The sequence below is a fragment of the Phormidium pseudopriestleyi FRX01 genome (assembly GCF_017313335.1).
In the GTDB taxonomy this organism is placed as follows: domain Bacteria; phylum Cyanobacteriota; class Cyanobacteriia; order Cyanobacteriales; family Laspinemataceae; genus Laspinema; species Laspinema pseudopriestleyi.
Map to the genome: position 1 here is coordinate 1 of NZ_JAFLQW010000475.1, position 5,858 is coordinate 5,858.

Sequence of the window (5,858 nt, forward strand, 5' to 3'; positions counted from 1 at the left end):
ATTTTGCTGACCGAATGCCACAGATACCACCGAGTCCGAATGACCGACAAGAGTATTGACACATCGCCAGATTGGGCGCATTGCATTGAGATTTGACTCTCCACGGGGAACCGGGAGTCCCGTCAGCACTACCGATGCTACAGGTATCCGTTTTCTCTCAGAATTATAGCGGCTCGGCGAAAAATTAGGGGGATTTGTCAGTTCTTCTTCTCGTCTTTCTGGTTTAGAGGGAGAGTCTTCAAGTTCCTGACTATTTTCTAACAGTTCTAAAACTTTTTCGATTTTAGGATCGGTCAAGGAAATCCGTTGATGATTGGTTCTTGAAACATCTTCTATCAAGCTGGATAAAACTGAATCTTTATTGTCTAATTTTTGCACTTCTTGATAAAGAGCTTCAGTATCAAAATCAATAATTTGAATAAAGCTCAAATAATTCTGAGGATAATTTAATATTTTTTTAATTTGATGAATAACTTTCTTGATATCTTCAATTGTTGAAAGTATATCCCATTGAAAAGCCGCAAAATTTTTAGTTTCATCCTCCAAAAAATCTACAATTATTTGATTCTTTTGAAGGGTTTCGGATAAGATTAAACTAACACAAGGCAACCAATCGGAACGAAAATTATTCCTGATTTGTTCCGGTAAAGCATCAATATAAAGTTCAGCCTCAATCTGTTTTTTTAGGTCCTGAAGTTGCTGACTACGAGTCCGGATATCCAAACTACATATTTCTTCGGCACTTCCACAAAGCATTGGACTCTGGGTAATATTTTTTAGCCAACATTTGCTTTCATGAGTGCCAAATGCCTCTTGCCGTAAAGCAGTTACCCGCCGTTTTAGCCATACCTGAATTTGACTGTATTCTGACCCTTTAATGGGAGCAGCCGGGGAAAACAAGTCAGTTTGTTGCAACTTAGCAGGGTGGAGGGCCAGGATAATCCCCTTAATCAGCGCTTCGATGAATACCAGCCGCACAGGAGAATTTTGGGGGAGAAATGTAGCATTCCGCCAAATGATAAATAAATGGCTTAATTGAGCAAGGGAAAGCTGACCTAAAATCCCAGAATTTAAAGCACCAGTAATTTTACCTCCAAATAAAGAGGTTCCCCAAATTAAGGCGCTTAGTTCGTCTAGCACGGATTTGTTGCTATTACTCAAGGTGTTGCTATCCAAGTCATTCACGTTTTCGTTCAATCCCATCGGTTCTTTAATCCGGCAGCCATTCTGGGCCGCCGATTGGATTAAAAAACGGGATTTTCCGAATCAAAGTCATCGTCAAACTCATTTACAAAGTTGTCAACGTTGGTCTCACCCGGCAGGGGGGTGCTAGATTCGGGGGAACTGGGAGTTTCAGCAAATGCTGGGTTCGCTGGACCCGGAATGGCTTCAATGATAGCGTCAAGCACTTTAGAGACAGAAATCACCTCCAATCCTAAGTCAGGAGGATTTTGGCCGTGGGGAACGATCGCCCGTTTGAATCCCAGTTTTGCAGCTTCGCGCAGGCGCAATTCTAATTGAGACACCGGACGAACTTGACCCCCAAGGCCAACTTCTCCAATAATCACGGTATGCGGATCAACAATGCGATCGCGAAAAGAAGCAACCACGGCGATCGCGACCCCCAAATCAGCCGCCGGTTCGCTGACATTCAAACCCCCAACAGAACTAACATAAGTATCTAACTTAGACAGAGGGACCCCAACTCGTTTTTCTAAAACGGCTAAAATTTGCACCAGTCGATTGCTGTCTATCCCAGTCGTAGCGCGACGCGGCGAACCAAAACTGGCCGGACTGACTAATGCCTGCAACTCCACCACAATGGGACGAGTGCCTTCGCAAGCCACAATGGTAGAGGAACCGGAGGAAAATTCCTCCCGACTGCCGATAAACAACTCAGACGGGTTAGCCACTTCTTTGAGTCCATTCGCCACCATCTCAAAGACGCCAATTTCATGGGTTGCACCAAATCGATTTTTCATCGATCGCAGCAGACGGTGACTGGCAAAGCGATCGCCTTCAAAAAACAGCACCGTATCCACTAAATGTTCTAAAACCCTCGGTCCAGCAATCCCACCTTCTTTCGTGACGTGACCCACAATAAATAAGGTAATATTTTCTCGCTTGGCAACCTGCATCAGCGCTGAAGTACATTCTCTAACTTGGGCGACAGATCCCGGTGCAGAGGTCAGAGAAGGAAAGTAAATCGTCTGAATACTGTCAATTACCGCCAAATAGGGTTTCAGAGATTCCAATTCCCGAAGTATTTCTTCGAGATCCGTTTCCGGCAATAAATAAAACCGGGGTTCTTCGTGCGATTGAGCCGTTTTAGCTGGTTTTACCGGCTCAAGGGGCGTTTCTAGCGTCGCCTGGGTTTCCTCTAGTTGCTCTGTCTCCTCTGGCTGATCCGTCAGTTGATTGTCGTTTTCCAGTAAGGGTTCTGGACTGATTTCAGGTCCAAAGGGATTTTCGGGTAGAGCAGCCGGGAGGGTGAGCAGTTCCTCTTCGTTGCCATTCAATCGTTCTATGTCTAACGTCTCATCAGCGATCGCCGGAAGTTGGGGGAGCTTCTCCTCCAGCACTCCATTGTCAACTCCGCTGATTAAGCGCTGAGCACGCAATTTTACTTGCAGTCCAGACTCCTCCCCGGAAACATAAAGGATCCGATGGTCTAACGCCAGATTACTCGCTACTTGCAGCAGCAGGGTTGATTTCCCAATTCCTGGCTCCCCACCAATCAAGACCAAGGATCCAGGGACAATGCCACCTCCGAGGACTCGGTCCATCTCTGGATATCCTGAAGAACACCGTGCAATGCTCTGTTCGGCAATCTGAGATAATTTAAACGACGATCGCGGTTGTCCCTCGGATTTGTTTTGATCTCCCCCGCCCTCGCGCATCCAGGAATTTCCACTTAAACTAGGCCGGGAAGGGTTGCTGCTAGGTGCCGGAACCACTTGTTCGACTAGCGACCCGTAAGTATCACAGGCGGTACACTTGCCAAACCATTGGGGAAATTCGGCTCCGCACTCGTCACAAATATATTGAGTTCGCTGCTTAGGCATTCGTTATTGATATTGACCCTGAGTAATGAGTGGAGGGAAAAAAGGCGATCGATGAATCAGCCGGGAGCCGTCAGATGGACTCATAAAGGCTGAAAGCAAGACAATCCAAATGGTACAGTATTAAAAATTAAAGATTAGATAAGACGCTTAAGGAGCCTTGAGTATCTTGGAAAACCATAAGGAAAAAATACTCGTAGTCGATGACGAAGCTAGTATTCGTCGAATTCTGGAAACACGGCTTTCCATGATTGGCTACGATGTGGTCACAGCGGCAGACGGGGAAGAAGCACTAGAAACCTTTCGGACGGAGAATCCAGACCTGGTGGTACTGGACGTGATGATGCCGAAGCTAGATGGCTATGGCGTCTGTCAAGAGTTGAGAAAGGAATCTGATGTCCCTATCATCATGCTAACAGCCCTTGGAGATGTGGCCGATCGCATCACGGGATTGGAGCTCGGAGCTGATGATTATGTGGTCAAGCCGTTTTCACCCAAGGAACTTGAAGCCCGGATCCGTTCGGTACTACGGCGAGTTGAGAAAACGGGTGCTTCTGGCATTCCCAGCTCGGGCGTCATTCATGTGGCGAATATCCGAATAGACACGAATAAGCGCCAGGTTTATAAGGTAGACGAGCGGATTCGTCTAACAGGCATGGAGTTTAGCTTGTTGGAATTGTTGGTGAGCAAGTCAGGGGATCCGTTTTCGCGATCGGAAATTTTGCAAGAGGTGTGGGGATACACCCCTGAGCGCCATGTGGATACTCGGGTGGTGGATGTACATATTTCTCGTTTACGCGCCAAGCTAGAAGATGATCCGAGCAATCCGGAGTTGATTTTGACGGCGAGGGGAACGGGATATCTGTTCCAACGCATTATTGAGGCAGAGGAGGCTTAAGGAGTTGAGGATTTAGAATTTTGAGTTCTAAATTCTCAAGAATTTTCCTGGCTCTGTTTCCGGCTCTGTGATGGGATGATGTTTTGAGTATGGCTAAACCGGATGGAAATGTAGTATTGCGGCGCTTACCCCTGGTTGCTGGTGGATTGGGCGGGGTGCTTTTTTTTGCAAATAGGGTTTTAAGTGTTGAAGTTACGGGTTCCCAAGCGCGATCAGATGTCTTGGGGGTGATTTTAAGTGCGTTGTTAATTTTAACGGGGTTACTTTGGCAGCAGGTTCAACCGCGATCGCGTGAATCGGTGGAGTTGATCGGGGAAGAGGGGTTTGAACTGGCACCGGATTTGCCCGAACGGAGCAAAGCTGAACTGGCATGGGCTTCGTTAATGTTGCTGAGGAATACGGTAACGCGATCGCTGGTGGTGTGGTATGACGGGCGAGTTTTGCTGCGCCGGGGGATTTTAGGGCCGGAAAGGGAGGTCAAACCGGGGGCGATCGTGCAACGGGCGATCGCCCAGCAGAAGCCGGTTTATTTGGTGGCGCTCAAGTTATATCCCGGACGGATTGAGTTTGACTATTTACCGGAAAATACCCAGGGGGTGATTTGTCAACCCTTGGGCGATCGCGGGGTGCTGATTTTGGGGGCGAATGCTCCGCGTAGTTACACGAAACAGGATGAACGGTGGATTGAGGGGATTGCTGAGAAAATAGCCGAGAATTTGAGTCATTATTTAGAGGGTGGCTAAAACATGACTCAAGAATCACTGTTCAAAATAGCGTTGCACCCGTATTCATTTAAGAGCTTATGATCATTTTGTATTGGGTACTGATTGCCGTGATGATTTTGGGGGTCATCGGCGCTGTGGTGCCGGGGGTTCCTGGATCAAGTTTAATTTTGGGATCGATTATTATCTGGGCGATCGTTCAGGGTTTTGGGACCGTGGGTTTGGCATTAGGGGTGGCGATCGCCGTTTTAATACTCAGTGTGACCATCGACTTACTCGCCACCTATTTCGGGGCCAAACGAGGCGGTGCCAGCAAGTGGGGACAAATTGGGGCGATCGTTGGCTTTTTCTTGGGCTTTTTAGGGCTACTCCCGGCCTTACCAATTGGCGGACCTTTACTCGGCATTTTTATCGGCCCCCTGTTAGGCGCAATCATCGGAGAATACCTCTACCGAAGAGATATCAAAATTGCGTTCAAAGCCGGGATTGCCGTGGTCGTGAGTTCCGTCATCGGCAATCTGATTCAAGGAATCCTCGCCCTTGCCGTCGTCATCTTCTTTGTGGTCACAACTTGGCCGCCCCCGGGTTTAGGGTTATAGAAGAAATTGTCAAAGGGACTGGAAAAAGGGACTGGAAAACAGGAGTTTCCAGTCCCTTCGCCTTAAGTTCGCGCGTTTACCGTGCCCAACCCGTTCCCCGCCAAATCATAAAAAATAACACACTAGCAACCAACGCCCCCAGATTCCACTTCACCGAATTTTTGAGTAAATTCTGCCGCTGATTTTGGATCTGTTGTTGTGATTGAACCTGCACTCGTTCTTTCGCCGTGGGAATATTGGTAAGAATGTCTGCTTTAAGCTGTTCCGTATTTTCTCCATCTACCGGCAAACCCAAGCGATTCAGTTCCAGGGCCAAAGTTTGCAGTTGTTCCGGGGTTCCCGTTTGGACTTGCTCCTCAATTTGTTGTAATAGAGACAACTCTTGTTGAGCCTGCGTGTTAATTTGATTCGTGGTGTTGGTATTAATCCGCCCAGTATTGATAATACCCAACGGAATCAGCAACAGAGATAGCACCGCAAGTAATAGAGTTACCCAAGAGAGCATTTTTAGAACAACATCTTCTAATCTATTGCGGTTATAGTCTTCCCCAAAAAAAACAAGTGCTAGGCCCAATAA

The 5,858-nt window shown here is 47.4% G+C and carries 5 protein-coding genes and 1 pseudogene; 3 read left to right on the top strand and 3 right to left on the bottom strand.

What is annotated here, in order from left to right:
• A pseudogene (locus tag J0895_RS18130) lies at positions 1-1,203 on the bottom strand (hypothetical protein); the annotation flags it as partial.
• A 41-nt stretch (positions 1,204-1,244) separates the two neighbouring features.
• On the bottom strand, positions 1,245-3,065 hold the full coding sequence (gene radA, locus J0895_RS18135) for a DNA repair protein RadA (RefSeq protein WP_207089413.1): 1,821 nt from the start codon (positions 3,063-3,065) through the stop codon (positions 1,245-1,247).
• Between the two features lie 166 nt (positions 3,066-3,231).
• On the opposite strand from radA, the gene rpaB reads away from it, so the two are divergent.
• The 3 genes from rpaB to J0895_RS18150 all read left to right on the top strand — a co-directional run bounded on the left by rpaB (position 3,232) and on the right by J0895_RS18150 (position 5,281).
• Positions 3,232-3,960: a response regulator transcription factor RpaB gene (rpaB, locus tag J0895_RS18140; protein ID WP_015148114.1), complete on the top strand. Its 729-nt coding sequence runs from the start codon at positions 3,232-3,234 to the stop codon at positions 3,958-3,960.
• 89 nt (positions 3,961-4,049) lie between these two features.
• Entirely contained in the window at positions 4,050-4,703 is a 654-nt protein-coding gene (locus J0895_RS18145; protein WP_207089414.1) for a cofactor assembly of complex C subunit B, read from the top strand.
• Positions 4,704-4,762: 59 nt separating this feature from the next.
• Positions 4,763-5,281, top strand: coding sequence for a DUF456 domain-containing protein (locus J0895_RS18150; protein ID WP_207089415.1), 519 nt, complete (start codon positions 4,763-4,765; stop codon positions 5,279-5,281).
• Between the two features lie 76 nt (positions 5,282-5,357).
• Here the strand turns inward: J0895_RS18150 and hpsJ-A are convergent.
• A partial coding sequence (gene hpsJ-A, locus J0895_RS18155; RefSeq protein ID WP_207089416.1) for an HpsJ-like protein, cyanoexosortase A-associated occupies positions 5,358-5,858 on the bottom strand: 501 nt, incomplete at its 5' end.

Coding starts and splice junctions, on each gene's coding strand:
- J0895_RS18150 (WP_207089415.1), top strand. CDS start 4,763: ATGATCATTTTGTATTGGGTACTGATTGCCGTGATGATTTTGGGGGTC.
- J0895_RS18145 (WP_207089414.1), top strand. CDS start 4,050: ATGGCTAAACCGGATGGAAATGTAGTATTGCGGCGCTTACCCCTGGTT.
- radA (WP_207089413.1), bottom strand. CDS start 3,065: ATGCCTAAGCAGCGAACTCAATATATTTGTGACGAGTGCGGAGCCGAA.